3 protein-coding genes are annotated in these 2,010 nt (G+C 47.0%); 1 reads left to right on the forward strand and 2 read right to left on the reverse strand.

What is annotated here, in order from left to right:
• Nucleotides 1-29 precede the first annotated feature (29 nt).
• The gene (fliJ, locus tag R7Q38_RS22840) at nucleotides 30-470 is read left to right on the forward strand and encodes a flagellar export protein FliJ (protein WP_005462826.1); all 441 of its coding nucleotides are present in this window, start codon (nucleotides 30-32) and stop codon (nucleotides 468-470) included.
• 37 nt (nucleotides 471-507) lie between these two features.
• On the opposite strand, the gene R7Q38_RS22845 is transcribed toward fliJ, so the two are convergent.
• A complete protein-coding gene (locus tag R7Q38_RS22845; protein WP_031827344.1) occupies nucleotides 508-1,545 on the reverse strand; it encodes a S1 family peptidase in 1,038 nt (345 codons plus the stop codon).
• Between the two features lie 87 nt (nucleotides 1,546-1,632).
• Nucleotides 1,633-2,010, reverse strand: a 378-nt coding sequence (locus R7Q38_RS22850; RefSeq protein WP_318114394.1) for a LysR substrate-binding domain-containing protein, incomplete at its 5' end; no start/stop codon positions are given.

A 2,010-nucleotide genomic window follows, 5' to 3' on the forward strand; every position in this document is an offset into this window, starting at 1 on the left:
AAGGTGCACCGTAGAGAGCGAACGCAGCGATGAAAGCCAAACTTAAAGCGGTCGGCAAACTGCAACAAATGGAAGAAAAGCAGCGTGATAGGGTCGGGCAACAGCTCGACGCTATGCGTCAGCGTCACAATCATCTTTCAACGCAGTTGCAACAACTTTCAGCTCTCAAAGGACACGCTGGTCAATCGGCGTTGTCCTCTCCGTCTTTGAATAGCGCGGCGTTGATGAACTTCAACCGCGTTGATCAGATGCTGCAAAGAATGCTTCGTCACCACGAGCAAGAACAAGCGGTGATGCAAGCTGAATGTGCATCAGTACAAAAAACGTTAGAACACAAACACGCTCGCGTTCAAGGCTTGGAAAAGGTATTAGAGAGATGGCGTACCAAGCAAAATTATGAGAAAGCCAAAAAAGAGCAAAAGCTGATTGAAGACATCATCAACTCTCGCGTGAAACGCAAAACGTTGTAAGCGTTTTGCGTTTATTTTTATCTAGTAAAGAGAAACGTTACGTCGTCTTTCTGCGTCGCAGCCACCCTAATAATCCTCCAAAGAACAACAACCCTGCACCTATTGCACCACCGCTGCCGTTGTCGCTAAATCCTGAAACATTAGTGTCTTCTGGATCAAAGCCCGAATCACCTTCACTATGGTAATCCTCTAAGGCTGCTAAGCTCGCGTTATAAACGGTTTTGACCCCAGAACTGGTTCTTGCCTCTATCCACGAGGTGTAATTCAGAATCTCTGTGAAGACGCTCGGAATGGCTGCCGACTCACAAATGGATGAGCCGTAGCTCACAATCCCGATTTGCTGATACATACCGTTGCTGTCTTGATAGGTGAGTGGGCCGCCAGAGTCCCCACTACATATTCCGGTATAGCTGCGGTCTGGAAAGCCATTTGCACAAATGTTTTCTTGGTCGTTATACCCCACAACGAGAGAAGCACATTGGGCATCAGAAAGCGGTTGAACCTCCGCCCATCGCAAATAGTTCGGGCCGCTGGTGTCGGTCGTGGACGTTTGTCCCAATCCAAAGATTTGATAAACCGATTCGCCGCTGTAATCGCCAAAATCTTGAGGCAGAGTGATGGACTGAACGTTATCGGTAATTGGTCGGGTTAACTCCAATACCGCCAAGTCATTAATCCATAGGTCATTAGGATCATAGTTGGGATGAATCGTAATAGTGCGAACGTCTTTGAACTCTTCGACATAAACATCGTTCATGGTTGGATTTTTTACCAGAACACGGAGGTCATTTGCTGTCCAACCGTCAGTAAAAACCGAGGATTCTACGCAGTGGGCTGCCGTTAATATGAAACGATCATTAACGATAGAACCACCACAAATATTCGCGAATTGTCGGTCGCCCGTTTTGTGTAAAATTAGCCGAGCAAAGAAGGGGAGCTGATTTTGAGACGCTTGCTGGCCTCCAATAATCGCGGTTGAAATGCCTTGCTCGTCAAGCTCCGCCCCGTCACTGGCATTACCCACTGCTGGTACAACGAGACAAGCCCCAATCACTACTCTATGAAACAATCGCATAGCCTCATCCTTGAGTTTTTTCGCACTCTATTTACTTTAGCCGAGAGTTCACCAAGCTCAAGTTAACGTATTGAGTAACAGGCTCAGTTACGCAAATTCTTGTTTTAACCACGAGCGCAATAGGTGAAAGCTTTCTTGCTTGAGCTTATGCGGTGGGCATACAAAATAAAGCTGCTGATTAGGATTGATCACAGGTTCACCAAGTTCGATCAGCTGACCGTCCTTGATGTCGTCTTTCACAAACAAACGGTGAGTCACCAACACCCCCAAACGACGCGTAGTTGCCTGTACCGCTTGAATCGACATATTAAAAGTGATCGGCTTTTTGTTTTTTGGACGAGCGACTCCTATCGCGTCTGACCAGACTTGCCAATCGTGTTTTCTGCGCTCATTCGTGACCTCAATGAGCGGATACGTCTTTAAGATGTCAGAAAGGTTAACTGGATTGCAGTGGTCGATGAGATC

Source organism: Vibrio sp. Vb0598, assembly GCF_033338935.1.
GTDB classification, from domain to species: domain Bacteria; phylum Pseudomonadota; class Gammaproteobacteria; order Enterobacterales; family Vibrionaceae; genus Vibrio; species Vibrio alginolyticus.

Bases quoted from the DNA above. Each gene is read 5' to 3' on its own strand.
- fliJ (WP_005462826.1), top strand. From the start codon at position 30: ATGAAAGCCAAACTTAAAGCGGTCGGCAAACTGCAACAAATGGAAGAA.
- R7Q38_RS22845 (WP_031827344.1), bottom strand. From the start codon at position 1,545: ATGCGATTGTTTCATAGAGTAGTGATTGGGGCTTGTCTCGTTGTACCA.